This window comes from Serratia sp. AXJ-M (genome assembly GCF_046531865.1).
Classification (GTDB): Bacteria; Pseudomonadota; Gammaproteobacteria; order Enterobacterales; family Enterobacteriaceae; genus Serratia; species Serratia liquefaciens.
This window is the reverse complement of sequence record NZ_CP059394.1, coordinates 4,260,876-4,284,111: the sequence shown is the minus strand read 5'-3', so window position 1 is coordinate 4,284,111 and position 23,236 is coordinate 4,260,876. Positions and strand designations below refer to the sequence as shown.

The window sequence follows — 23,236 nt, the reverse complement described above, 5'->3', positions numbered from 1 at the left end:
ATCGCGTATCGTTGAGCCAGGTTTCAATTGTCCACTGTCATCTTAGTGGGCTTTCCAGGGCAGCAGTAAATTGACGAAAATAATGAGGTAGTGACCGATGAAGAGTGTTTTGGTTGTTGACGACCATCCTGTCACACGTTTTGCCATTAAAGTTTTGTTGGAAAAAGAAGGCCTCAGGGTAATTAGTGAAACGGGTGATGGTTTTGAGGCGCTATCATTAATTGAAAAACACAAGCCGGATCTGGTTATCGTTGATATCGACATTCACTCTATCAGCGGCATTGAACTGGTTCAGCGTTTGCGCAAACGCCAGTTCAGTGGGGCTATTCTGGTGCTTTCGGGGAAAGACGAACCTTACTATATTAAAAACTGTGTGGGCGCTGGGGCGGATGGTTTTATCAGCAAGGCAAATAACCTATGCGATCTGCATAGTGCTGTGGCGGCAATTAGCGCCGGCTATGGCTATTTCCCTTTAAAACAAGCAAGGCAACAAATTTTGCAGCCCGGTGAAGATAAACAAAAGAATGCAATTGCTTCGCTTTCGGCAAAGGAGTTACAGGTATTACGTTATTTGGCAAAAGGCATGCGATTGGTCGATATTGGTTTGCAGATGAACATAAGTGATAAAACGGTAGGGACCTATAAAAGAAGAGTCATGGCCAAGCTGGACCTAAATAGTATGATGGAAACTTATGAGTTTTGCATAAAAAATAATTTGGACTAATGATTTGAGCGAAAAATGCACAAAGCCAACGCGGGGGAAAGTGTAATGGATGATGACAAGTTGTCGTTATCTGCACATGTGGATATCAACCGGCTTTTTCAGGTTGCTGGCAACGACATTTCTTTTATTAAAACGTTACTTTATAAAGCTAATGAAGAAAATATAAAGGAAATTTCCCTGGCCCAAACCTTGGCAAAGCAGGGTGATCGGGTTGGGGTTGCCAAAACGGTCCATCGATTAAAAGGCTCTGCGCAAACCATTTGTGCGAAAGAGATCGCAGCAGCCTGCCTGGCATTCGAGAATCGACGGTTGGAGGATATGCACCCTGATAAAATCTATAGTGGTTTGAAAATAATAGAGTTAATGATATTTTCTCTGAATGATTGTTTAATCCATCTGCGTTAGTTTAAGCACGGTGATGAGGTAATAATAGAGCATTTAAATGCTCACTCCCGGTTATGTCATCTTTACCTTACGAGAGTTACGGGCATTACTCTCACAATAACCGTCAATAGCGTTACGGTGCCGAGCTGAATTCTCATTTTTATCCACTATCTCCAGCGCAATAATGCCCTGACAGGATGAGAAAAATGTCACCAGGAGGGTTTTATGACACGCGATAGCATTGTTCAGGCGCGAATTGACACCAACTTAAAACAACGCGCAGAAGCGGTCTTCAAAGAGATGGGCATGACCGTTTCTGAAGGTATTCGAATGTTCCTTAATCGTATAGTCAAGGAAGGGGCGATGCCGGAAGAACTGCTCAATGGCAGTAGCACTAACCGGGAACAACTTTGCTACCAGGCTTATAATGATATTCTGTCCCAGCTGGAATATCCTGAAATTCAGCGTAACTATTCTCAATATAAATCAGAAAAGCTAGGGGATATGCTGAATGTCGAGAAGCACCGTTAAGTTAATCATTTCTCTATAATTAAATAGAATATTTTCTCACTCGCTCAGCGGTTTCGACCGCTGAGACATATCGCCGACTTTATACAGGAAACCTTCTTGCTGGCTACTTTTAGGAAACGGCAATCAAAACACCCAGAATGGCGAACAGCACAAACCAAAACCACTTAGAGGTTTTTTCAGGCTTCCATTCTTCGCCATACTCAACCCGATAATCCTGCTTACGCTGCTTGTCATCCATTTCATTCCCTGAACATCAAGATCCATAAATATCCGGCTTGCATTTTAAGATAAATCTTAACGACGTTGAATTTAAAATGTATTTTTAGGTAAAAATCCTAACTAGAAGCGTGGGGGAGTCGTAAAAGAATCGTTACGCAGAGCGGTCAATGAGATTGTTGCTGCGGTTTTTCTGAGGGGTATTGCGATGAGGAATTTACTGATTAATACGCTCAGGGTTGCCATAAATGATAAAAGCCCTGACCGTTGCAGCCAGGGCTTTTAAGGTACTATTGACTTCTGATTTAACATTAATGAACTTACTATTATTTACTGCTAGAGTTCTACACTAAATGTACAGGTTAATCACAGATAATATTGGGTTAACTCAAACCTCCCCTATATTTACCAGTTCACAATTACCGCCTACCAAAATAATCAAAGGTATGGCATCTCAACTCGTACATCTCCCCTCGCGATATCTATTCTTTGATGCATAGCCTCACTTCTATTGCGATCTGTTTTCACTGTCTTACTCATTGATCGTAAACAAAAAACAGTTCTATCATGGCCTTACATCATCGCGTTTTGGTACACACCCTGCGATTGTCGGTACTTACAACGTGGCCTTAAAGCTTCATCGAGCAAGACTGTAACTTTTCTCAGCATCGATGACCCATACTAAAAAACTTCGTGGCCTTTATCGCAAAATAACTTAATAACAACTTACTAAACACTTTTACTATTAACAGCTGCTATCATTACGCTGCTGTTGATTACCAATCTACGGATTTATAAAAGAGTGTCAATACTGTTTTTAATGACATGTCTTTATTAACAGTACTTATTAAAAAACATGAACGCTTATTTTAAGTAGTTAAAGCCTATTTTTATCGCCCTCCATTCGCTCAGTGGATTTATTGCAACGAAATTGTTTTTCTGAGCGAAGGTGGGCGCGATGCAATGGGCTGTTTTCGCCCTGTCAGGGCCTGGTAACGAATCGCGCCAGCCGTTGGTGCAACTGGCTGTTCTCTTTACGTAACTGCTCAATCTCTTCGAGCAACGTCAGGGTGACGGCAATACCTGGCCAGTCCAGCGCCAGTTCATGGTGCAATTGCTGAGCTCGATGGAAAGTGATCAAGGCGCGATCGTCAAAGATCCACTCTTCCGTTGCCGGGTTGCGCGGCTCTATCACCCCCAGCCCGACAATCTCCGTTAGCTCTTCTTCTGTCACACCGGTATGCAGACAAAACTCGGTAATGGTGAAGGTTACTTTTAGGTTAGCCATTTTGCTTACTCCACTCTTTGCGCGGATCAAAGCTCGTCTGAGTTTCCGCCAGCTGTTGCCACAGTGCAGCACTCTTTTCGTCCGGCTTCGGCGGCATCACAACCTTGATCACGGCATACAAATCGCCGGTTTCTTTTTTACTGACCAAGCCTTTCCCTTTAACGCGCAGACGTTGTCCGGTTTGGCTACCGGCAGGGATGGTCAACAAAATACTGTCTTTGAGGGTAGGGACTGGCACCTTGGCACCGAGCGCAGCTTCCCAAGGAGCAATCGGCAACACAATTTCCAGGTCGTGGCCTACGACGTCGAACATGGGGTGTGGCGCAATGCGGATGATAAGGTAGAGATCGCCATTCGCACCGCCGTCTATCCCCGGGCCGCCCTGGCCCTTCAGGCGAATGCGTTCGCCGTCGCCTACGCCGGCAGGGATCTTCACATTAAGGGTTTTGGGGATTTCCTGCTCCACCATGCCAAAGGCGTTATAGACCGGCAGGCTATAGCGGATGGTGCGGGCTTGCTCGGCCAGCGTTTCTTCCAGGAAGACGGCCACTTCCATTTCAATATCTTGCCCGCGCATGGCTCGGCTTTGGCGCTGACGCTGGCCGCGCGCATGTTCGCCGAACATGGAGGAAAAGATGTCGGAAAAGTCTTCGGCATTATTTGCATTCGCATGAGCATGCTGGGTTTGGCGGCCGAAGTTAGGGTCATTACGATGTTGACGCAGTTGATCATATTCAGCACGGCGCTCGTCGTCTTTCAGCACCTCGTAGGCTTCGGCCACTTCTTTAAACTGTGCCTCGGCATTTTTTTCTGTGCTGACATCAGGATGATACTTTCGCGCCAACCGACGATAGGCGGTTTTTATCGCCTTGATGTCATCTGATGGTTTGACCCCTAAAATGGTATAATAGTCCTTGAATTCCATAGCGTTATCATCTCATTTCAATCTTTCGTCAGGGGGGAGTAGTTGAACCTGCTTTGCGTGAAACCTTACTAATATTAGGGCACTTGGCCGCCGATGTATCGGGGTAATTGTCGGCTGTGCAGTAGAAAAGCGGAGCCGGGTGGCCCCGCCTGAAATCACGAGCGCTTCAGTTGGCGAGCAACCTGGAACAGGCCAAAAGAGCTGAACAGCATTTCGATGCCGACAATGGTGGTGACCAGAACGACGGAAGTCATAGGATCGGCGCTGAACAGCATCCAGGCAATGATCAGATCCAAAATACCAATCACGTACTGCAGCCAACTGCCGCTGACATCACGTAATTTGTAGCCAGCAATCAGTCGTACGATGCCGCCCAGAGCGAAGAGTACGGCAAGATAGATCGCCATGGCGAAAATGCCTACCGCCGGGGTGGTGATAAACACGTAGCCGATAATAAGGTAAGCGACCCCTAGCAGAATACCGCCGATCATCGGCCAGGTATTTTGTACTCGGTTAGCTATCATACCGAAAATCAGACCGAATCCGCTCAACAGCAAGAAAATGCCCATGACCATACTCAGCGCGGCGCCAGAGGCGAAGGGGCTGAAAAGGCAAAAAATACCGCCTAACAGCAGCAATATAGAGATGATTAACAGCGGGGTACGTTGTTTCTTTAAACTTTGTTCATCGATAATCAGCGAATGGCGTGGACCCATATTTAACATGACGTATCTCCTTAAACTGTTTGGATATCCTATCTCGTATTGTCTTTTTAATTATAATACCTGTCGCCAAGTGCGGGAGGATAATTGTGCGTAATCGTTGTTTTCAATCGAATAAGTCAGCCATCCTGTGCGAAATCTTCGACAACGAAGTCGATCAATGCCCTGACGGCGGGCAGCAGGCCCTGGCGCGAAGGATAAATAGCGACAATTTTGCGCGGCTCCAGCTGCCAGTCATTCAGCACGGTTGTCAGGGTGCCATCGTGAATTTCCTGACGTGCCAGCTTTAGCGGCAAACAACCCGTAGCCCTGCCGCAAAGAATCGCCTCTTTGAGTAGTCTGATGTCGTCACACACCAGGCAGGACTCATTGCTTATCTTGACTTCCCGGCCTTCTTTGTTGAACGTCCATGCGGATTGAAAATGGGAAGATAGCCAGCCAACGGTAGGGAGTTGATGCAGATCTGACGGTTTTTGCACCTGGTTGGGGTGGATCCTGCCGGCAGGATTCAGCATAAAAGAAGAGGAAATGGAGGCAATTTTCCGCATAATCAGATTGCTGTTTTTGGATTCTTTGCCCATCAGTTGAAATGAGATGTCGTACCCCTCTGCAATAATATCCACGTCACGATTGAATATTTTTACCTGAAGTACCACCTCAGGGTAAGCCTGCATAAATTTCGCCAGGGTTTTTGACAGACCGAGATCCATAAGAATCGTGGGGCAGGTAATCCTGATTTTACCCGTGGGTTGGTCACTTTTGTTATTGATCAGGTTTTCCGCTTTTTCTGCCGCAGCGATCATTTGCACGCAATATTGGTAATATTCCTTACCGATTTCCGTGATCATTATATTTCGGGTTGAGCGTTGTATCAGTCTGACATTAAGGCGTTGTTCAAGTGCGGATATTTTTCTGGACAGTGTGGACTTGGGGATACCAAATTTCTTACTTGCAGCAAGAAAGCCTCCGCATTCAATAACCTTGGCAAACATAAACATTTCATTGAAATCTATCATAAAGACCATTTTCCCATTGATGAAACACTCATTTCCAATAATTGGCCTGTTTGCCGATTTGATTCATTGCTAGGTTAAATATGAGGCTTCCATTCATAAGTGCATGCTATATCGATGAAAAGCCTTGGACAATCGGAACTGTCATATTCCAGTCGCCTAAATTTAATGACTCGCTTTAGCCTGCTGAGTTCAGGAAAAGCAGCTCTTTGACCGCTAACGTTTCAGGATGAACAAGTGAGGATCTATGAGTGCCCCAGCAAACTTTAATAACCAGCGTCCGGTAATCAACCCGGCCGATGCCGTAATGCTGCTGATCGACCACCAAAGCGGCTTATTTCAAACCATCGGCGATATGCCGATGCCCGACCTGCGCCGCCATGCGACCGCTCTGGCCAAAATTGCCACGCTGGCCAACATGCCGGTGATTACCACGGCTTCGGTGCCACAGGGGCCAAATGGGCCACTGATCCCGGAAATCCATGCGAACGCACCGCATGCGCAATACGTGGCACGCACCGGCCAGATTAATGCCTGGGATAATGCCGACTTCGTGCAGGCGGTGAAGGCCACCGGGAAAAAACAGCTGATTATTGCCGGCACCATTACCAGCGTCTGTATGGCTTTCCCGGCTATTAGCGCAATTGCCGACGGTTATCAGGTGTTCGTCGTGGTCGATGCGTCCGGTACCTACTCAAAAATGGCTCAGGAAATTACCCTGGCGCGGGTAGTTCAGGCCGGTGCTGTCCCTATGGATACCGGGGCTGTGGCGTCAGAGATTCAACAAACCTGGAATCGTGAGGATGCGGCACAGTGGGCCGAGATCTACACCTTGATCTTCCCGTCATATCAATTGCTTATCGAGAGCTATAACAAGGCGCAAGACGTCATCACGCATCACGAAACCTTAGACTCGGAGAAATAAACCGCTGTGCGCCTCCATGGTCAGCCTAATGCCATGGGGGCCATTGCGTCGATACTTCGGGCTGGGCATTAGGCCTGCGCATGTATGCAGCAGGGATGTAAACATCATGTCATTCCTCACCACCGAGGTGTGCCATTCAGGTGATCAGGGTTCAAAAGAGCCGCATCGGAGAATTGCCGAAGGTTTTTCGTGGCATACGTGCCAGAATATACAAAACCATGCCGCACTGCTGACCGAGACAATTGATACCTGATATGGACCGTTCCCGCTTATTGAAGTTTCTGCTGCCCTACCTGTGGCCCAAAGAGAACCCCCGGCTGCGTTATTACCTGGTGATTGCCTTTGTTTTTATGGTGGTCTCCAAGGTCAGTATCACGCTGGTGCCGCTGGCTTATAAAGCCATGGTCGATGCCTTGAGCGGTGAAACCGCCAAAATGCTGGCCATTCCCATCGGTTTGATCCTGGCTTATGGCGTGGCGCGTGTTGGGGGGGCGTTATTTGAAGAATTACGCAACGTGATGTTCGTGCACGTTAGCCAGAATGCGACCCGGCTACTGGGGCTACGCGTCTTCAGACAACTGCACGCGTTGAGCCTGCGTTTTCACCTGGAGCGGCAGACCGGCGCGCTGTCGCTGTCTATCGAACGCGGCACTCAGGCGGTGGCGACGGTGCTTTCGCGGTTGCTGTTCTCCATTTTCCCCATTCTGTTCGAAATCACCTTGGTTTCGGTGATCATGTGGCATCTGTTAAACGGCTGGTTTGCGCTGGCGATTGTGGTGACTGTTGGCTGCTATATTCTGTTCACCGTGATGGCCGTCAGTTGGCGAACTCGTTTCAGACGTGAGCTCAACCGAGCCAACGCCGATACCAACAGCAAATCACTCGACAGCCTGCTGAATTACGAGACGGTTAAATACTTCGGTAACGAGGACTTTGAGGCCGATCGGTTCAACATGTCGCGTCGCCTGTATGAATACGCCGCCATCAAAAACCAGTTCAGTTTTACCGCCATCAACCTCGGACAAACCGCCATTATTTCCATCGGACTGATCGTGATGATGGCGATGGCGGCGCAGGGCATTGTGCAGGGGCGGATGACGGTCGGCGACTTTGTATTGGTGAATGCCTATCTGCTGCAGCTCTATCAGCCGCTGAATTTCTTCGGATTCATTTATGCTGAAGTCAGACAGGCGCTGATCGACATGGAGAACATGTTCGATCTGCTGCAGGAAGAGCAGGAAATTGTCGACAGGCCGGATGCGTCGGCGCTGCAATTGCGCGCAGGGGAGGTGCGTTTTGACTCGGTCAGCTTTGGCTATGATGAGCGTCGGCCGATCCTGAAAAACGTCAGTTTTACCATCCCGGCCGGCAACACGGTGGCGATCGTCGGTGCTTCGGGGGCCGGCAAATCCACGCTATCCCGATTGTTGTTTCGTTTTTATGACGTCAGCGGCGGCGCTGTCTCGATTGACGGCCAGGATATCCGCAGCCTGAAGCAGGCTAGCCTGCGTGCGGCAATCGGCATCGTGCCGCAGGACACCGTGTTGTTCAACGATACGTTGGGCTACAACATTGGTTACGGTAAAACCGGTTCGAGTCAGGAAGAGATCGAGCGCGCGGCTAGGTTGGCGCATATTCACGAGTTTATCGTCAGCCTGCCTGACGGGTATGAAACTCGGGTGGGCGAACGCGGGCTCAAGCTGTCGGGTGGGGAAAAGCAGCGGGTGGCGATTGCGCGCACCATCCTGAAAAATCCGGCGATCCTGGTGTTCGACGAGGCGACCAGTGCGCTGGATACCCAGACCGAACGCGAAATCCAGGCGCATCTGCGTGAAGTGAGCCGCGACCATACCACGTTGGTGATTGCGCACCGGCTGTCGACGGTGGTGGATGCCGACGAAATCATCGTGCTGGAGGCCGGTGAGATTGTTGAGCGTGGGCGGCATGACGCCTTGCTGGCTGCCAACGGCCGCTATGCTGCAATGTGGCAAAACCAATATAGCGAAGAACAGCAGCCCTGAAAGTGCGTCCCCCAGTCGATGCTCAGTCTGGGGGACAGCGCGCTAAAGATCACCGGTCAGGTATTGTGCCACGCCGTTGCCGAAGCTCCAGTCTCCCTTGCTGTTGGTGGTGATGGATACCATCAAATCACTGCCTTCAATCCCACAACTTTCTTTCAGCTCACGGCTAAGTTCGGCATAAAACTGCTGTTTTTGTTCTTCGGGGCGCGGGCTGGTAATCACCCGAACCACCACCAGATCGCGGGTACGGGTCAGGTTAAGGCCGGTATCTTCAATCACCATATGCTTAGCCTTGTTTTCATGAACAATCTGGTAGCGATCTCGTACGGGAACCTCAAAGGCGCTGAGGACGGCTCGGTGGGCGGCGTCGAGCAGTGTTTGCAGTTGGGCGTCGCTGCGACCTTCGATGACGTCAAAGATGAGTAATGGCATTTTAATAATCCTGTCAGTGGGTTAATAGTTATTGATGCGCGCAGGGCAGCGTTTTGACATCGCCTTTGAGGATCCATCTTAGCCAAACGCTGGCGCGGGAAGAAGCGCTATACTTGAACTCATTGTTTATATAAATGAACAGTCGACGATGAAAAATCCAAAAATAGAAACCCTGTGGACCCATTTACACTGGCTCACCGTATTGGCTGAGCAGGGGAGTTTTACCCGTGCGGCAGAGCGGCTGGACGTCAGCAAAGCGGCCATGAGCCAAAAAATCAAAGAGATTGAAATGCTGGCAGGGGTGCCGTTGGTGCAGCGCACCACTCGCAGCGTCAGGCTGACCGATGCCGGGCTGAGGCTGGTCGAGGAACTGCGCCAGCCTTTCGCACAAATCAAACAGAGCTTTTCCGGCATTTGCGATTCTGCCGGGCCGCTGCGCGGTTCGGTGCGGGTCACGGCGCCGGTGGCGTTTGCCCGCCAGCAACTGGTGCCGCGTATTACCGGTTTTCTACGCGAAAATCCTGAGGTGCGGGTGCAGCTTGAGGTTTCGGATCGGCTGGTGTCGTTGGCCACCGAGGGTTTTGATTTGGCGATCCGCCACAGCGACAGCTTGCCCGACACCCACGTCGCCTGGCGGTTGTGCTCAACCGAAACGGTGGCCGTGGCGTCGGCGGACTACCTGAAACGGCACGGTATGCCGACGTCACCGACGGAGCTGCAACGGCACCAGTGCCTTTACTATCCCCGCGGTACCGAAGCGCCGGAGTGGAGCTTCGCCGCGAAACAGGGGCTGCCGGGCCAAGCTGAAAAGACCCGCGTGCCGGTCAGCGGTCCTTTTGCCACCAACAACAGTGAATCGATACGTGATGCGGCGGCAGAAGGGCTGGGTATTGCCTTGCTGCCGGACTTCAGTGCGCAGCAGGCATTGGCGGACGGCCGGTTGATTGAGGTACTGCCGGCCTGGCGCCCTATAGGTGCTTTTGCCGACAGTCTTTATGTAGTGCGCCCCTATGCGCCGCAGGTATCGCGAGCAGTGACGGAGTTCAGCCGTTATTTGCGCAACGCCTTTGCCGAAGGGTTTTTCATCCGCTGAGTGCCTGGCGGCTTCAGGATCCGCCAGGAGAGGGGGCTAGCCGCGTCCGTGGACCAGAGAGCCGGCGCCAATCTCAGCAATGGTTTTTGCTCCGGTGAGCGTCATGGCGACGCGCATCTCTTTATCCAACAGCTCCAGCAGGTTAGCGACACCGGCCTGCCCGGCGGCGGCCAGTGCGTAAACGAAGGCGCGCCCCAGCAGTACGCTGTCGGCTCCCAGAGCGATCATTCGCACCACGTCCAACCCGCTGCGGATGCCGGAGTCGGCCAGCAGCGTAATGTCGCCTTTTACCGCATCGGCGATCGCCGGCATGGCGCGTGCGGTTGAGAGTACACCGTCCAACTGACGGCCGCCGTGGTTGGATACGATGATGCCGTCGGCGCCGAATCGCACTGCATCTTTGGCGTCTTCGGGATCCAGAATCCCTTTAATGATCATCGGCCCCTCCCAGAATTCACGGATCCACTCCAGATCTTTCCATGAGATGGAAGGATCGAAGTTGGCCCCCAGCCAGCCGATATAGTCTTCGAGACTGGTCGGTTTACCGCGATAGGCTGACACATTGCCCAGATCGTGAGGTTTGCCGAGCAGGCCAACGTCCCAGGCCCACTGCGGGTGAGTAACGGCCTGCAGCACGCGGCGCAGGGAAGCGTTAGGGCCGCTCATACCGGAATGGGCGTCGCGATAGCGCGCGCCGGGGACCGGCATATCAACGGTGAACACCAGCGTTTTCACCCCGGCCGCTTTGGCACGTTCGAGCGCATTGCGCATAAAGCCACGGTCCTTCAGCACGTACAGTTGGAACCACATGGGCCGATCGATGGCCGGCGCGACTTCCTCTATCGGACATACCGAAACCGTAGACAGCGTAAAGGGAATGCCTTTCTGCGCAGCAGCCCGGGCCGCTTGTACCTCGCCACGACGGGCATACATGCCGGTTAACCCGACCGGGCCCAGTATTACCGGCATCGCCAACTTTTCGCCGAACAGGTGGGTTTCCAGACTGAGGTCCGACATATTGCGCAGCACACGCTGTCGCAGGGCGATATCGGCCAGATCTTCGGTATTACGCTTGAGCGTATGCTCCGCGTAGGCCCCGCCGTCAATATAGTGGAACAGAAAGGGCGGAAGCTTGGCTTGCGCGGCGGCCCGATAGTCGGTTGAGGCGGAGATGATCATGTTTTTTACCTTCTTTCGATAACGTACTTTGGATCAGAGAGCCAGGATCTGGGCCATGACGGCGGCGATCCCTCCGTACGCCAGCATCGGCAGCACGGTCTTTCTGATGATTTTTCCTTCGGCGTTGCCGATCCCGAGGATCGAACAGACGGCGATAATATTGTTCAGGCACACCATATTGCCCATGGCGCCCCCGACGGATTGCAGCGCCAGCGTCAGATTGACGTTGAGTCCGCTGCTCAGGGCGATCGACTGTTGAATGCCGCCGAACGTCAGGTTGGAAACGGTATTAGAGCCAGAGAAGAAAGACCCCAGCGCACCCAGGAAAGAAGAGAACAGCAGCCAGCTTTCCCCCGTCAGTGCCGCAAGCGCTTTGCCAATGAGGATCACCGGCGCGTCGTTTTCTCCCTGCATCATCAGGTTGACCATCACCAGGGCCCCCAACAGGGCGATAAAGGGTTTGGCTATCCGTTGACCGGTTTCGCTGAACATCTGTTTGACCTGGTGACGGTTCAGCCGAAACAGCGGAATACACAGCACTACCACCAGCAGAAAGGGGATCAGCGCGGGCACGTACAGCGTTTTGTAGTTGGCAGCGGCCTGCGTGCCGAGCACCTGTTGCAGCTCGATAATCAGGGCGTCGCTGACGCGCAGCTCACCCAACCAGCCGAGGCTCCCTTGCCACAGCGGTGCCGTACTGTTGAGCAGCGCTTTGATGCCCAATTGGTGGATGCGGGTCACTATCAGGATAGCAATCAGCAGCAGGGTCGGCGTCATGGCTTTGAGCACCTGGATAAAGGGCACCGGCTGGCCGGGTTCCTGGTTTTTATCAACCCGTACCAGGCCGATGCCGGCGCGGGCCAGCAACACCGACACCGCCAGGCCAATGGCGCCGCCGACCAGCGCCGGAAACTCATAATTCACCTGCGCCAGCAGCAGATAGGGAAGGGTACAGCTCAGGACGCTAAGCAAAATAAAAGGCAGATTGCGGCGAATGTCCCGCCAGGAAACGATAAAACGCAACGCCAGCAGCGGGATCGCAAACCCGGCGACAAAGTGGATCAGCGCGGTCTGGCGGCCAATCTCCAGCAGACTGGCGTCCGACAGGCCCAGATTGGCAAAGCCAAACCAGGTAGGGGTGCCCACGGCGCCGAAGGAAACGGGCACCGAGTTCATCACCAGCGTCAGCAGGGCGACCCGCAGTGGGTTAAAGCCCAACCCCACCAGAATCGGGGCCGCGATAGCCGCCGGCGTGCCGAAGCCGCTGGCACCTTCTATCATGAACGCGAATGCCCAACCAATGATCATCAACTGGGCCACGGGATTGGGGCTGATATTCTCCAACCAGCGGCGTACCACGTTTTCCGCCCCGCTGATCTGCATCAATTTGTTCAGCAAAATCGCACCGGCGATGATGGTGATAGGGGTCAAAACCGCCACCAATGCAGTGACGATATTGGCATGCAACAGCAGGGGGGCGCTGTCGAACCACAGTAGCTGCACGGTATACACGACGGCAGCCGTCAGCGGCAGAGCGAGGTAAGAGGGAACGCCATTCCTTTTGGTCATCATCCAAATCAGCAGGACGATGGGCGCAACGCTGAAAAAAAGGGACATAAGATCCTCTTCGGTTATTATTTTTATTTTCACGGAGATGTAGCTAAATAGTTAATTGCCGCAACATTTTTATTCTAATCACAACATTGGAGGCGGTGCTATACGGCAATTTTTTAACATCGAAGTGCTTAGGCGTGATGATTACGAAATGAGACTATTGGTATATGAAAGGTGAGGTTGTATTTATCTAAAAATCAATGAGTTGAATTTTCACTTAAGATGTGGGTGGGGCTGGTTCACATTAATTAGGCGTTAATTGACCATAGATTATCCCCAAAAATGACGTAATCCCCCGTCGGCATCTTACTGCTGGTGGGAATAATATTGTGATCGACCTCAAAAATAATGGCTGATATTTTGATAGCCCGCGATGATATGTTCGATCAACAACCGGGTCTTTAAGGGTAAATTGCGGGTATAAGGGTAGACCGCGTAAACGCCTAATATCTTGCCACAGTGCCCGGACAAGACTTCTACCAGTGTTCCTGCCTGCAAATCCTCAAATACCATGCAGCGTGGCACCATGGCAATGCCATAACCGCCGATCGCCGCCTTGCGGATGGCCCGCGCGTTATTGGCCGACAAATTGCCTTTAACCTGTAGCTCATAAATTTCGCCGCCGCCCGGTGGCTTCATCAGCCAGTTGTCGGTACCACTTTCCTGATAGGTGTAGGTCAGGCAATTATGCTTGAGCAGATCGTCGGCCGAATGGGGTTCGGCATGCTGTTGCAGATAACCGGGCGAGCAGACTATTACCCATCGGGAGTCAAGAATGTGGCGTGCGATAAGGCTTGAGTCCGGCAGGGTGCCGGTGCGGATCGCCAAATCTATCCCTTCGTTGACCAGATCGGCAAAGCGATTTTCCAGCCGCATCTCTACCTTCAGGTTCGGGTGCCGCGCACAAAATTCGGCCACGCTCTCACTGAGCAGCAGCTCGCCAGAAATCGTCGGTACCGACATGCGGATGACGCCAGTCAACTCGTCGCTATTTTCACTGACGACATTCAAAGCATCTTGAATTTTGGCGCTGATCTCTTTGGCCTGGCGATACAGGCTGCGGCCATTTTCCGTCAGCGTCAGGCTGCGCGTGGTGCGGTAAAGCAGGCGCGCGCCGAGGGATTTCTCCAGACGTCCGATACGCTTGCTGACCACCGAACTGGTGATGCCGGCCGTTTCTGCGGCTTTGCTGAAAGAACCGCAGTCAACAATTAAGGCGAACAGGATCAGATCGTTGGCATATTCATGTGTAGGCAGCATCAGTCTTGGTTTTCCTTGTCCCAGATCTCCAGCCAGTGTAAATCCTCTCGGGCAGGAATCAATCGTCGACGACAATATGAGAATTGTTATTGATATCACTTTTTGGCCGCTTACAATGCCTGCCATCTCAATATTTCAGGGTAAGGGTTTTTCATGGAGTTGCTACGGGTGGTTTACCGCCAATATCGCTGGCCGTTTGTGGCGGTAATGGCGTTGACCATGGCCAGCGCGGCATTGGGTATCGGCATCATTGCCTTTATCAACCTGCGGCTGATGACGGCGGCGGGCGATCCGCTGGCGGTATTGCCGGAGTTTCTCGGGTTACTGGCATTGCTGATGGCTGTGACGCTGGGTTCGCAGTTGGCGCTGACCGCCTTGGGCCACCACTTCGTGTTTCGGCTCCGCGGTCAACTGGTGAAGCGGATCATGGATACCCATATTGAGCGGATCGAGCAGCTTGGCAGTGCGGCATTGCTGGCGAGCCTGGCCAGCGATATTCGCAATATTACCCTGGCTTTTGTGCGTTTGCCCGAACTGGTTCAGGGGGTGATATTGACGTTGGGGTCGGCAGCTTATTTGGGCTGGCTGTCGCCGCAGATGCTGGCGGTGACGGCCATTTGGGTCGCGGTGACGGTGTTTGGCAGCGGGTGTCTGGTATCGCGGGTCTATCGTCACCTGACCAACGTGCGTGAATCTGAAGAGCGACTCTATCAGCACTATCAGTCAGCCATTGACGGCCGCAAAGAGCTGGCATTGAACCGCGATCGTGCCAAAGCGCTTTACCGCCAGGCCTACCAGCCGGATGCCGAAGAGTATCGCCATCATATTATTCGTGCCGATACCTTCCACCTCAGCGCGGTGAACTGGTCGAATATCATGATGCTGGGCGCGATAGGCCTGGTGTTCTATATGGCCAACAGCCTGGGCTGGGCCGATACCGCCGTGGCGGCGACCTATTCACTGACGCTGCTGTTCCTGCGCACGCCGTTGCTGCAGGCGGTGGGGGCATTCCCTACGCTTGTCAGCGCAGAAGTGGCTTTTAACAAGGTCAAATCCTTACGGCTCGCCGACTATCAAGAGGAATTTCCGGCGGGAACGACCAAGGCCTGGCAAACATTGGAGCTGCGTGAGGTGATGTTCCATTATGGCGCGACGGAAGAAAAGGCCGGATTCGCCGTGGGCCCGCTGAATTTGACGCTGCGCCGCGGCGAATTGGTGTTCCTGATTGGCGGCAATGGCAGCGGAAAATCGACGCTGGCTATGCTGCTGACCGGACTGTATCAGCCGGTCAGCGGGCAGATACTGCTGGACGGCATTGCGCAGAATCCGGCGGACATGCATGACTATCGCCGGTTGTTTTCCGCCATTTTCACCGACTTTCACCCGTTCCAGCTTTTGCAGGGGCCTGAGGGCGGGCAGCCGGATGCTGAACTGGTGGAAAGCTGGCTTCATCGCCTGAACATGAAAAACAAGCTGGAGTTTGACGGTCTTCGGGTGACCAACCCTCAGTTATCCCAGGGGCAACGCAAGCGTCTGGCGCTGTTGCTGGCGGTGGCCGAAGAGCGGGATATTCTGCTATTGGACGAATGGGCGGCGGATCAGGATCCGCAATTCAGACGCATCTTTTATCGTGAGCTGCTGCCGCAGCTGCGCGCGCTGGGTAAAACGGTGTTTGCCATTAGCCATGACGATCACTATTTCGAGCATGCGGACCGCCTGTTGCAAATGCGCGATGGGCACCTTAGCGAATTGACCGGCAGCGATCGTGAACTTGCCAGTAAAGACTCGGTTTCCCATCTTGACTGATTGATATCACTCGGGCGGCGGTCGCTGCCCGGACCATCCTTTCCCTTCAACTCCCTTTCAATAACCCATTTAACCCTGTGTTAATCATGGTCTTGGTCGATCGTGCGATTAATTTGGTTTTTTAATAGTTTTTTATTTCAATAAAGCTCGTATTACCCATTGTTTTGTCCTTGTCATCAGTATCATAAAAAACGGCCAGAGGTCCCGTGCGGGACTCATTCTTGTGTGCCGAGAACCGCGCCCCTCGGGCGTTCTCCCTTCATTTACGTGGATCCCTCTAAGTGGGTAGCATGTATTTTTATAATTACCATAGGAACAAACTACTTTATTGATCGTTTAAATAGATCAATAATCGATTATCGATTAGTTTAATCTATTGGATGGAGTGACTGTGATAGGCAAGGATGACGCGGATATTAAACGTAAAACTTGGTTGTGCGTATTTATCGGCTGCGGGGTGTTTTGGTTGGCCGTCGCCGCCGTGATTTATTGGCTGTTTATTTAGGAAGTAGGGTGATGGAAAAAAAACGCGTAAAGCGCACAGGGGGCGACCGGGATGAAAGTCCGGCCAAAATCCCCCCGTCATGGCAGTTGACGAGCGAGCAACGGGATTTTATCAACGACCTCTGGCAGGACGACGCCGGGGAATCCGGGCCGGAACACCCCATTCCCCCTGAGGTTAACGAATAACCTGATTGCGCCCGGCCAACATGCCAAACAGCATTTGCAACAGTGTCAGGCACAGCAGAACCATCAGTGGCAATCGCCAACCCTGAGTCAGATCGTGTAACAAACCGAACAGCGTGGGTCCCAGCGCCGCCAACAGATAGCCGACCGATTGCGCCATGCCCGACAGCTGCGTGGCCTGATGATGATGGCTGCTGCGCAGGCCAAAGAAGGACAGCGCCAGCACCAAAGAACTCCCCGCCCCCAGTCCGGCAAAAATCAACCACACCAAAGAGTAACCCGGCAGCAGCAGCAGACCGGCGACGCCGATAAAAATCAGCAGAGAACTGCATAGCGCGATGGCGCGCTGATCGCGGGCGCGCGGCAGAATAAACACCATGACAAAGTTGGCGACGATCGCCACCACCTGATAGATAAACAGCTCAAAACCGGCCTGTTGCGGCGACGTGCCGTGGCTGGCAGCAAAGGTGCTGAACCAACCAATAATGGTGTAGAAGGTGATGGATTGCAGGCCCATAAACAGCGCCACCTGCCAACCAAGAGCACTGCCCCAGGGGGAACGTGACAGGGCGGGTTGAGCCGGTGTTGCGTTACCGGCCGTCGGGGCCGAAGAGCGACGCAGTTGCGGCAGCCAGACAATCAGCGCCAACAGCGCCGGCAGGCTCCAGCACAGCAGGGAAAAACGCCAGCCTCGATCGTGCAATGTCGCCAGCGGTACCGCCAGGCCGGAGGCTGTGGCTGCTACCAGTGACATGACTGCCGCATAGGCGGCAATCATGGCGGCTGCTCGGCTCGGGAAGTCGCGTTTCACCAGCGTGGGAAGTACCACGTTGGCAAAGGCGATGGCCGCACCGATCAAAATACTGCCCAACCACAACATGCCGGTTTGCGGCATCGAGCGCAGCACAATACCAATCACCAGCAACAGCAATGCCATGCCCAGCGTACGCTCAATGCCGATGCGCTTCGCCAGACCGGGCGTGACCGGCGACAGCACGGCAAACAGGATTAGCGGCAGGGAATTAAGTAGGCCGGCCGAAGTGGCGGAAAGCATCAACTGCTGCTGGATCTGTTCCAGCAGCGGCCCCACGCTGGTCAGCGCGGCACGCAAGTTGGCAGCGACCAGCATAATGCCGGCAACCAGTAACAAGGGGTGACGTAAACGGCTGCGTTTTGTCGCAGCAGGCGTTGGGGTTACAGTGGGTTGTGGCATCAGTTCCTCACACCAGGGCATGCAGTCAATCAATTCTGCACGGCATGATGCGTTGATTGACGTTAACGCTTACGTAGCGGCAGGGAACCGCTATCTGCGCGCAAGTGTAGGGAAGAACCCGTGGCCTGACAAGGGGCCGATTCAGCAGTGCGCAAGCCTTTCCCCTGTCGTAAGCGGTAAGCAGAATACGCATAATTACGATTATGTGATCCCGATCACCCAGCGAACTAAAAGTCGACCAACCTGGCCGTTGCGCGGACGCTTTCGTTCTGCGCATTGCGGCAGGCTTCTCACCCCGGCTACCGCGCTCGCCCTGACATTTCATTTTGTCTTTCGCTGCGGCCATTAATTTTCACTTCATTTCGATTCGAAAGGTTTTTAGCCACTTTTTCTGCTAAAACAGCGCTGTAACCGCGATCACAATTTCATTGCTTTCGCTTTGCTGTAATGCCTGCGCAGTAGAGCGAAAGCCATCTTCTCCCCGGCCTGGCCGGAAACCTGAGGACCGCAGCTCATGCCAGTGAATACCGCAAAGCGCCGTGAACACATTATCGATCTGTTATGCGAACACGGCAGCGTTCGTGTGGAGCAGCTCAGCAAACAGTTTGCAGTATCCACGGTGACGATCCGCAACGATCTGCGCTTTCTGGAACGAAAAGGGTGTGCGCTACGGGCCTATGGCGGCGCAATGCTCAATCAGCAATTTGCCTTCGATCGTCCACTGCATGACAAAGGACGGTTGAACCGCGATGTGAAGTCGCAGATCGCAAGCGTAGCGGCAAGCTATGTGCGTGATGGCGACGCGCTGATCCTCGATTCCGGTTCCACCACCACCCAGATAGTGCCGTTCCTGAAAGGACGACGCGATCTGGTGGTGATGACCAATGCGCTGAACATTGCCTATGAGCTTTCCGGTAATGATGGGGTGGAGGTGATGGTGTTGGGCGGCAGCGTGCGCCGTAATTCTTACTCGCTCTACGGTCCGGCTGCCGAGCAGCAATTGCGCCAGTACCGCTTCGACAAACTGTTTTTGGGCGTCGACGGTTTCGATCTGGTTGCCGGTATCACCACGCCTCACCCTGGAGAGGCACACCTCAACCGCGTGATGTGCGAGGTGGCGCGCGAGATTATCGCCGTGGCGGATGCCAGCAAGTTTGGTCGCAAGAGCTTTTGCATGATTCGCGAAGCCGGACAAATTCATCGGCTGATTACCGACAGCCTTCTTCCGGACGATTACGAGCGGGCGTTAACCGAGTTGGGCGTGGAGGTAGTCATCGCCGATCGGTAGTACGGCGCCTGCATGGGGGATTCATGCAGCAGTTGTTACAGCTTGTTGAGCAGCACAAGGCCGGTAAACCGGTCGGGATCTTTTCCGTTTGTTCCGCTCACCCCTGGGTGCTTAAAGCGGCCCTGCGGCAGGCCAAAACGCGCGGCACGCCGGTACTGGTCGAGGCCACCTCGAATCAGGTCAATCAGTTTGGCGGCTACACCGGCCAGACGGCGGAACAGTTCCGCGACGCCCTGTGGCGATTGGCGGACGAGGAAGGGTTGGCACGCGATCGTTTGTGGCTGGGAGGCGATCATCTCGGCCCCAACGCCTGGCAGGATCGGCCGGCAGAAGAAGCAATGCAGTTGGCGGAAACGCTGATCGACGATTATGTTCGCGCCGGTTTTCGCAAAATTCACCTCGATTGTTCCATGTCCTGCGCTGGCGATCCTTTCCCTCTAAATGATGAAACCGTCGCTGCCCGTGCGGCACGTTTGTGCGCCATTGCTGAACGCGCCTGGCAGCAAAGCGGCGGTGAGCCGCCGGTGTATGTGATCGGGACCGAAGTGCCGGTGCCGGGCGGCGCTCAGGAGGCGTTGGAAGGTATGCAGGTCACCACGCCACGGGCGGTGCAGCAAACGCTTGAAATCCATCGCCTGGCCTGGCAGCAAGCCGAACTGGTCGATGCCTGGACGCGAACCATTGCGCTGGTGGTGCAGCCGGGCGTTGAGTTTGATCATCACAGCGTGGAGCACTATCAACCGCAACGGGCCCATGAACTGAGCCGCTTTATCGAACGGCAGCCGGGCATGGTGTACGAGGCGCACTCGACGGATTACCAACCGCCGCAGGCCTATCGACAGCTGGTGGGCGATCATTTTGCCATCCTGAAAGTCGGCCCGGCACTGACTTTCGCACTGCGCGAAGCGCTGTTCGCACTGGATCACATTGAACGTGAATGGCTTGGCGAGCACCAATCGGCGCAGATGTGCGCCACGCTGGAGCAGGTCATGCGCGAACAGCCACAGCAGTGGAGCCGTTACTACCATGGCAACCCTCATCAGCAGTATCTCGATCGCCACTACAGCCTGAGTGACCGGGTACGTTATTACTGGCCGCAACCACAGGTGCAGCAGGCGGTAGATAGCCTGATCGACAACTTGCGCCGCCATCCGGTGCCGTTAGCGCTATTGAGCCAGTACCTGCCAGACCAGGCGCGCGCGCTGAATGCCGGGGAACTGAGCAACGACCCGCAGGATTGGGTAATGCATAAGGTGACGCAGGTGCTCGACGACTACCATGCCGCCTGTTATCCGGAGGTGCATTGAAATGCCGAATATCTTGATGACTCGTATCGATAACCGACTGGTGCACGGCCAGGTCGGCGTCACCTGGACCAACACCTTGGGCGCCAATCTGGTGGTGGTGGCCAACGATGAAGCGGCAGCGGATCCTGTGCAGCAGAACCTGATGGATATGGTGGTGGCGGAAGGGGTGCAGACGCGCTACTTCACGCTGCAGAAAACCATCGACGTGATCCACAAGGCGGCGGATCGCCAGAAAATCTTTTTGGTGTGCAAAACGCCGCAGGATGTTTTGCGGCTGGTGCAGGGCGGGGTGCCGATCCGCTTCGTGAACGTCGGCAACATGCATTTTGCCGAGGGGAAGCGGCAGGTGCATAAAACGGTCTCGCTGGATGAGCGCGACGTCGCCGCTTTTCGCGAACTGGCGGCGCTTGGCGTTGAATGCGAGGTACGCCGGGTGCCGGATGAAGCGGGTGAGGCGGTCGGCAAGCTGCTGTTCTGAGTTCGGGGGAAATCATGTTAACTGATGCGTTATTGATTGCACTGTTGGCCGGGCTGGCGGGGGTCGATCTGTTTGACGGACTGACCCACTTTCATCGCCCGGTGGTGCTGGGGCCGCTGGTCGGCCTGATTTTGGGGGATGTGTACACAGGTCTGCTGGTGGGCGGTACGCTGGAATTGGTATGGATGGGCATGGTGCCGCTGGCGGGCGCCCAGCCGCCAAACGTGGTGATTGGCGGGGTGATCGGCACGGCGTTTGCCATCCTGACCAAGGCCGATCCCAAGGTGGCGATCGGCGTGGCCGTGCCGTTTTCTATCGCGGTGCAGGGCTGTATTACGCTGCTGTTTACCCTGTTTTCACCGATGATGCACCGCTGCGATCGGATGGTGAAAGAGCTGAACTGGCGCGGTATCGAACGGGTGAATTATCTCGGTATAAGCATCCTGTTCGCGTTCTATTTTGTCGTGGCTTTTTTGCCGATTTATTTCGGTGCCGATGCGGCCAGCGCCATGGTGCAAAAAGCACCGACCTGGCTGCTGGACGGCCTGGCGGTGGCGGGGGGCATGATGCCGGCGATCGGTTTCTCGCTGTTGATGAAAGTGATGATGAAAAAAACCTACGTGGCTTATTTCATCCTCGGCTTTATTTCCGTCACCTTCCTGAAACTGCCGATCCTGGCGGTGGCGCTGGGGGCACTGGCGATCGCACTGATCGATTTCTTTAACAGCCAACGATCCGGGGCGGACACGCCCAAACCGTCCGTACAACAGGAGGATGCTGAAGATGGCATTTAATGATTCCGACGATCTGCTGGCGCAAAAAGCGGAACAGCGTATGGCGCAGGCCCTGGCGACCAGTCAGGTAGACCAGGACGATTATGTCGACAGCGAGCCGGCAGAGGCGCTGACCCGTGGCGATATCAACCGCATGGCATGGCGTTCCTTACTGCTGCAGGCGTCGTTCAACTACGAACGTATGCAGGCCGGTGGCTGGCTTTATCAGTTAATTCCAGGATTACGCAAGATCCATCGCAATCCGCAGGATCTGGCCAATTCGATGAAGATGCACATGGAGTTTATCAACGTGCACCCGTTCGACGTCACCTTCCTGTCCGGGCTGGTGCTGGCGATGGAACAGAACAAGGAGAAGATTTCTACCATTCGTGCGGTAAAAGTGGCGCTGATGGGGCCGCTGGGCGGCATTGGCGATGCGCTGTTCTGGCTGACGCTACTGCCGATCTGCGCCGGGATCGGCGCCTCGTTGGCGCTGGAAGGCAGCCTGTTCGGGCCGATCGTCTTCCTGCTGCTGTTTAACGTTTTTCACTTCGGCTTGCGGTTCGGGCTGGCGCATTATGGCTATCAGGCCGGCACCAGCGCCTTGGCGCTGCTGAAAACCCATACCCGACGAATATCACACGCCGCCTCGATTGTCGGCATGACGGTGATCGGCGCGCTGGTGGCTTCCTATGTCCATCTTTCCACCCCGTTGGTGATGCATGCCGGCAAGGCCAGTGTGGCGTTGCAGACCGACGTGCTGGACAAACTGATGCCCAATCTGTTGCCGCTGTGCTTTACGCTGCTGATTTTCTTCCTGATGAAGCGAGGGTTCTCGCCAGTGAAGCTGATTGGCGTGACGGTGGTGATTGGCGTCGTGGGCAAATTTATCGGTTTATTGTGAGGAAAGGGCGATGCCAGGCATTGTGATTACCGGCCACGGCAGCTTTGCCAGTGGCCTGCTGCAGGCGGTAGAACAGGTGGTGGGGCCGCAGCAAAATTGCGTCGCGGTCAATTTCCCGGAGCAGATGAGCACCGCTCAGTTAAGGGGCGCCCTTAATGCGGCGCTAACCGAAGTGGCGCAGGCGGACGGCGTGGTGTTTCTCACCGATATGCTCGGCGGATCGCCGTTCCGCTGCGCCAGCGAACTGGCGGACGAGCGCGGTGATTGCGAAGTGCTGACCGGGGTAAATATGCAGCTGGCAGCGGAAATGATGCTGGAACGCGATGGGCTAAGCCTGGATGAGTTTCGCGAAGTGGCGTTGGCGTGCGGCAAACGTGGGCTGACCAGCCTGTGGCACGAAAGGCGTCGGGTGAAATGCGAGGACGTTCAGGCCGATGGCATCTGAGTAAAGCC

25 protein-coding genes are annotated in these 23,236 nt (G+C 54.0%); 15 read left to right on the top strand and 10 right to left on the bottom strand.

From position 1 onward, the window contains the following. Nucleotides 1-97 precede the first annotated feature (97 nt). The 3 genes from H0S68_RS20065 to H0S68_RS20055 all read left to right on the top strand — a co-directional run bounded on the left by H0S68_RS20065 (nucleotide 98) and on the right by H0S68_RS20055 (nucleotide 1,639). Nucleotides 98-724 (top strand): response regulator, encoded by a 627-nt coding sequence (locus H0S68_RS20065; RefSeq protein WP_128865154.1) that lies wholly within the window; start codon nucleotides 98-100, stop codon nucleotides 722-724. 45 nt (nucleotides 725-769) lie between these two features. Further along, complete coding sequence (locus H0S68_RS20060; RefSeq protein ID WP_162302911.1) at nucleotides 770-1,129, top strand: Hpt domain-containing protein; 360 nt, start codon at nucleotides 770-772, stop codon at nucleotides 1,127-1,129. A 204-nt stretch (nucleotides 1,130-1,333) separates the two neighbouring features. Beyond that, on the top strand, nucleotides 1,334-1,639 hold the full coding sequence (locus H0S68_RS20055) for a type II toxin-antitoxin system RelB/DinJ family antitoxin (RefSeq protein WP_122080120.1): 306 nt from the start codon (nucleotides 1,334-1,336) through the stop codon (nucleotides 1,637-1,639). Nucleotides 1,640-1,748: 109 nt separating this feature from the next. Here the strand turns inward: H0S68_RS20055 and H0S68_RS20050 are convergent, their stop codons facing one another. From H0S68_RS20050 to H0S68_RS20030, 5 genes are all read right to left on the bottom strand, one after another. Then, nucleotides 1,749-1,877, bottom strand: a complete 129-nt coding sequence (locus H0S68_RS20050; RefSeq protein WP_262504729.1) for a hypothetical protein — start codon at nucleotides 1,875-1,877, stop codon at nucleotides 1,749-1,751. 960 nt (nucleotides 1,878-2,837) lie between these two features. After that, the gene (cbpM, locus tag H0S68_RS20045) at nucleotides 2,838-3,143 is read right to left on the bottom strand and encodes a chaperone modulator CbpM (RefSeq protein ID WP_020828439.1); all 306 of its coding nucleotides are present in this window, start codon (nucleotides 3,141-3,143) and stop codon (nucleotides 2,838-2,840) included. Continuing rightward, nucleotides 3,136-4,068, bottom strand: coding sequence for a curved DNA-binding protein (gene cbpA / locus H0S68_RS20040; protein ID WP_020828438.1), 933 nt, complete (start codon nucleotides 4,066-4,068; stop codon nucleotides 3,136-3,138). Before cbpA ends, cbpM begins: the two co-directional genes overlap by 8 nt. Nucleotides 4,069-4,223: 155 nt before the next feature. After that, entirely contained in the window at nucleotides 4,224-4,793 is a 570-nt protein-coding gene (locus H0S68_RS20035) for an HdeD family acid-resistance protein (RefSeq protein WP_128865153.1), read from the bottom strand. Nucleotides 4,794-4,909: 116 nt separating this feature from the next. Next, a complete protein-coding gene (locus H0S68_RS20030; protein ID WP_201896039.1) occupies nucleotides 4,910-5,806 on the bottom strand; it encodes a LysR substrate-binding domain-containing protein in 897 nt (298 codons plus the stop codon). A gap of 244 nt (nucleotides 5,807-6,050) precedes the next feature. Here H0S68_RS20030 and H0S68_RS20025 point away from each other — a divergent pair, with 244 nt between their 5' ends. After that, nucleotides 6,051-6,728 carry a hydrolase gene (locus H0S68_RS20025; RefSeq protein WP_020828435.1) on the top strand — a complete coding sequence of 226 codons (678 nt, stop codon included), beginning with the start codon at nucleotides 6,051-6,053 and terminating at the stop codon, nucleotides 6,726-6,728. Nucleotides 6,729-6,982: 254 nt separating this feature from the next. Then, on the top strand, nucleotides 6,983-8,749 hold the full coding sequence (locus H0S68_RS20020; protein WP_201896040.1) for an ABCB family ABC transporter ATP-binding protein/permease: 1,767 nt from the start codon (nucleotides 6,983-6,985) through the stop codon (nucleotides 8,747-8,749). A gap of 42 nt (nucleotides 8,750-8,791) precedes the next feature. On the opposite strand, the gene H0S68_RS20015 is transcribed toward H0S68_RS20020, so the two are convergent. Then, nucleotides 8,792-9,181 (bottom strand): tautomerase family protein, encoded by a 390-nt coding sequence (locus H0S68_RS20015; protein WP_201896041.1) that lies wholly within the window; start codon nucleotides 9,179-9,181, stop codon nucleotides 8,792-8,794. 148 nt (nucleotides 9,182-9,329) lie between these two features. Here H0S68_RS20015 and H0S68_RS20010 point away from each other — a divergent pair, with 148 nt between their 5' ends. Continuing rightward, a complete protein-coding gene (locus H0S68_RS20010; protein ID WP_142814497.1) occupies nucleotides 9,330-10,274 on the top strand; it encodes a LysR family transcriptional regulator in 945 nt (314 codons plus the stop codon). Between the two features lie 36 nt (nucleotides 10,275-10,310). Here H0S68_RS20010 and lldD read toward each other — a convergent pair whose 3' ends face one another. From lldD to H0S68_RS19995, 3 genes are all read right to left on the bottom strand, one after another. Beyond that, nucleotides 10,311-11,453, bottom strand: a complete 1,143-nt coding sequence (gene lldD / locus H0S68_RS20005) for an FMN-dependent L-lactate dehydrogenase LldD (protein ID WP_020828431.1) — start codon at nucleotides 11,451-11,453, stop codon at nucleotides 10,311-10,313. A 33-nt stretch (nucleotides 11,454-11,486) separates the two neighbouring features. After that, entirely contained in the window at nucleotides 11,487-13,070 is a 1,584-nt protein-coding gene (locus H0S68_RS20000; RefSeq protein WP_410528982.1) for an L-lactate permease, read from the bottom strand. Between the two features lie 336 nt (nucleotides 13,071-13,406). Further along, entirely contained in the window at nucleotides 13,407-14,327 is a 921-nt protein-coding gene (locus tag H0S68_RS19995) for a LysR family transcriptional regulator (RefSeq protein WP_122080113.1), read from the bottom strand. Nucleotides 14,328-14,480: 153 nt separating this feature from the next. On the opposite strand from H0S68_RS19995, the gene H0S68_RS19990 reads away from it, so the two are divergent. The 3 genes from H0S68_RS19990 to H0S68_RS19980 all read left to right on the top strand — a co-directional run bounded on the left by H0S68_RS19990 (nucleotide 14,481) and on the right by H0S68_RS19980 (nucleotide 16,823). Continuing rightward, a complete protein-coding gene (locus H0S68_RS19990) occupies nucleotides 14,481-16,133 on the top strand; it encodes a multidrug ABC transporter permease/ATP-binding protein (protein ID WP_130016952.1) in 1,653 nt (550 codons plus the stop codon). 385 nt (nucleotides 16,134-16,518) lie between these two features. Further along, a complete protein-coding gene (locus H0S68_RS19985; protein WP_369982347.1) occupies nucleotides 16,519-16,638 on the top strand; it encodes a YmiA family putative membrane protein in 120 nt (39 codons plus the stop codon). An 11-nt stretch (nucleotides 16,639-16,649) separates the two neighbouring features. Beyond that, nucleotides 16,650-16,823 (top strand): hypothetical protein, encoded by a 174-nt coding sequence (locus H0S68_RS19980; protein ID WP_165366299.1) that lies wholly within the window; start codon nucleotides 16,650-16,652, stop codon nucleotides 16,821-16,823. Here the strand turns inward: H0S68_RS19980 and H0S68_RS19975 are convergent. Next, nucleotides 16,813-18,033 (bottom strand): CynX/NimT family MFS transporter, encoded by a 1,221-nt coding sequence (locus tag H0S68_RS19975; protein WP_128865146.1) that lies wholly within the window; start codon nucleotides 18,031-18,033, stop codon nucleotides 16,813-16,815. The two genes, H0S68_RS19980 and H0S68_RS19975, sit on opposite strands and share 11 nt — an antisense overlap. Before the next feature lie 514 nt (nucleotides 18,034-18,547). Between H0S68_RS19975 and agaR the strand changes: the two genes are divergently transcribed. Genes agaR through agaF form a run of 6 tightly spaced genes read left to right on the top strand, consistent with a single transcriptional unit; the run spans nucleotide 18,548 to nucleotide 23,228 of the window. Continuing rightward, on the top strand, nucleotides 18,548-19,321 hold the full coding sequence (gene agaR, locus H0S68_RS19970; protein ID WP_012146552.1) for a transcriptional repressor AgaR: 774 nt from the start codon (nucleotides 18,548-18,550) through the stop codon (nucleotides 19,319-19,321). Between the two features lie 23 nt (nucleotides 19,322-19,344). Beyond that, entirely contained in the window at nucleotides 19,345-20,628 is a 1,284-nt protein-coding gene (locus H0S68_RS19965) for a D-tagatose-bisphosphate aldolase, class II, non-catalytic subunit (protein WP_217331839.1), read from the top strand. A 1-nt stretch (nucleotide 20,629) separates the two neighbouring features. Next, nucleotides 20,630-21,106: a PTS N-acetylgalactosamine transporter subunit IIB gene (agaV, locus tag H0S68_RS19960; RefSeq protein WP_116691835.1), complete on the top strand. Its 477-nt coding sequence runs from the start codon at nucleotides 20,630-20,632 to the stop codon at nucleotides 21,104-21,106. A gap of 14 nt (nucleotides 21,107-21,120) precedes the next feature. Then, nucleotides 21,121-21,900 (top strand): PTS N-acetylgalactosamine transporter subunit IIC, encoded by a 780-nt coding sequence (gene agaW / locus H0S68_RS19955; RefSeq protein ID WP_020828422.1) that lies wholly within the window; start codon nucleotides 21,121-21,123, stop codon nucleotides 21,898-21,900. Next, nucleotides 21,890-22,783 (top strand): PTS system mannose/fructose/sorbose family transporter subunit IID, encoded by an 894-nt coding sequence (locus H0S68_RS19950; RefSeq protein WP_046372743.1) that lies wholly within the window; start codon nucleotides 21,890-21,892, stop codon nucleotides 22,781-22,783. The genes agaW and H0S68_RS19950 overlap by 11 nt, the downstream gene beginning before the upstream one ends. Before the next feature lie 10 nt (nucleotides 22,784-22,793). Beyond that, nucleotides 22,794-23,228, top strand: a complete 435-nt coding sequence (agaF, locus tag H0S68_RS19945; protein ID WP_020828420.1) for a PTS galactosamine/N-acetylgalactosamine transporter subunit IIA — start codon at nucleotides 22,794-22,796, stop codon at nucleotides 23,226-23,228. The last annotated feature ends 8 nt before the right edge of the window (nucleotides 23,229-23,236 follow it).

Coding starts and splice junctions, on each gene's coding strand:
- H0S68_RS19990 (WP_130016952.1), top strand. CDS start 14,481: ATGGAGTTGCTACGGGTGGTTTACCGCCAATATCGCTGGCCGTTTGTG.
- H0S68_RS19980 (WP_165366299.1), top strand. CDS start 16,650: ATGGAAAAAAAACGCGTAAAGCGCACAGGGGGCGACCGGGATGAAAGT.
- H0S68_RS20025 (WP_020828435.1), top strand. CDS start 6,051: ATGAGTGCCCCAGCAAACTTTAATAACCAGCGTCCGGTAATCAACCCG.
- agaV (WP_116691835.1), top strand. CDS start 20,630: ATGCCGAATATCTTGATGACTCGTATCGATAACCGACTGGTGCACGGC.
- agaW (WP_020828422.1), top strand. CDS start 21,121: ATGTTAACTGATGCGTTATTGATTGCACTGTTGGCCGGGCTGGCGGGG.
- H0S68_RS19965 (WP_217331839.1), top strand. CDS start 19,345: ATGCAGCAGTTGTTACAGCTTGTTGAGCAGCACAAGGCCGGTAAACCG.
- H0S68_RS20015 (WP_201896041.1), bottom strand. CDS start 9,181: ATGCCATTACTCATCTTTGACGTCATCGAAGGTCGCAGCGACGCCCAA.
- H0S68_RS19950 (WP_046372743.1), top strand. CDS start 21,890: ATGGCATTTAATGATTCCGACGATCTGCTGGCGCAAAAAGCGGAACAG.
- lldD (WP_020828431.1), bottom strand. CDS start 11,453: ATGATCATCTCCGCCTCAACCGACTATCGGGCCGCCGCGCAAGCCAAG.
- H0S68_RS19995 (WP_122080113.1), bottom strand. CDS start 14,327: ATGCTGCCTACACATGAATATGCCAACGATCTGATCCTGTTCGCCTTA.
- agaR (WP_012146552.1), top strand. CDS start 18,548: ATGCCAGTGAATACCGCAAAGCGCCGTGAACACATTATCGATCTGTTA.
- cbpM (WP_020828439.1), bottom strand. CDS start 3,143: ATGGCTAACCTAAAAGTAACCTTCACCATTACCGAGTTTTGTCTGCAT.
- cbpA (WP_020828438.1), bottom strand. CDS start 4,068: ATGGAATTCAAGGACTATTATACCATTTTAGGGGTCAAACCATCAGAT.
- H0S68_RS20055 (WP_122080120.1), top strand. CDS start 1,334: ATGACACGCGATAGCATTGTTCAGGCGCGAATTGACACCAACTTAAAA.
- H0S68_RS20020 (WP_201896040.1), top strand. CDS start 6,983: ATGGACCGTTCCCGCTTATTGAAGTTTCTGCTGCCCTACCTGTGGCCC.
- H0S68_RS20035 (WP_128865153.1), bottom strand. CDS start 4,793: ATGTTAAATATGGGTCCACGCCATTCGCTGATTATCGATGAACAAAGT.
- H0S68_RS19975 (WP_128865146.1), bottom strand. CDS start 18,033: ATGCCACAACCCACTGTAACCCCAACGCCTGCTGCGACAAAACGCAGC.
- H0S68_RS20010 (WP_142814497.1), top strand. CDS start 9,330: ATGAAAAATCCAAAAATAGAAACCCTGTGGACCCATTTACACTGGCTC.
- H0S68_RS20050 (WP_262504729.1), bottom strand. CDS start 1,877: ATGGATGACAAGCAGCGTAAGCAGGATTATCGGGTTGAGTATGGCGAA.
- H0S68_RS20065 (WP_128865154.1), top strand. CDS start 98: ATGAAGAGTGTTTTGGTTGTTGACGACCATCCTGTCACACGTTTTGCC.
- H0S68_RS20030 (WP_201896039.1), bottom strand. CDS start 5,806: ATGATAGATTTCAATGAAATGTTTATGTTTGCCAAGGTTATTGAATGC.
- H0S68_RS20000 (WP_410528982.1), bottom strand. CDS start 13,070: ATGTCCCTTTTTTTCAGCGTTGCGCCCATCGTCCTGCTGATTTGGATG.
- H0S68_RS20060 (WP_162302911.1), top strand. CDS start 770: ATGGATGATGACAAGTTGTCGTTATCTGCACATGTGGATATCAACCGG.
- agaF (WP_020828420.1), top strand. CDS start 22,794: ATGCCAGGCATTGTGATTACCGGCCACGGCAGCTTTGCCAGTGGCCTG.